Raw genomic sequence first — 231 nt, 5'->3', positions numbered from 1 at the left:
CGTCAGCCAGACGAAATTCTTCGGCCGGGAAGCGATCTCGCTGCTCGTCATCCTGCCGATTGCCCTGCCCGGCATCATCACCGGCATCGCGCTGCGCTCGGCCTTCAGCCTGTTCGACATCCCGTTCTCGGTCTGGACGATCGTTCTCGGCCACGCCACCTTCTGCGTCGTCGTCGTCTATAACAACGCCGTCGCCCGTTTCCGGCGGACGTCGGGGTCGCTGATCGAGGC

Annotated in this window: 1 pseudogene; it reads left to right on the top strand. The window is 64.5% G+C overall.

The annotated features are described in order from the left end of the window. Positions 1-231, top strand: a pseudogene (locus SB764_RS45020) (ABC transporter permease); the annotation flags it as partial.

The sequence above is a fragment of the Paraburkholderia sp. SIMBA_027 genome, from assembly GCF_046535315.1.
Classification (GTDB): domain Bacteria; phylum Pseudomonadota; class Gammaproteobacteria; order Burkholderiales; family Burkholderiaceae; genus Paraburkholderia; species Paraburkholderia tropica.
The sequence above is the reverse complement of the archived record's forward strand: the minus strand, read 5'-3'. Positions and strand labels throughout refer to the sequence as shown.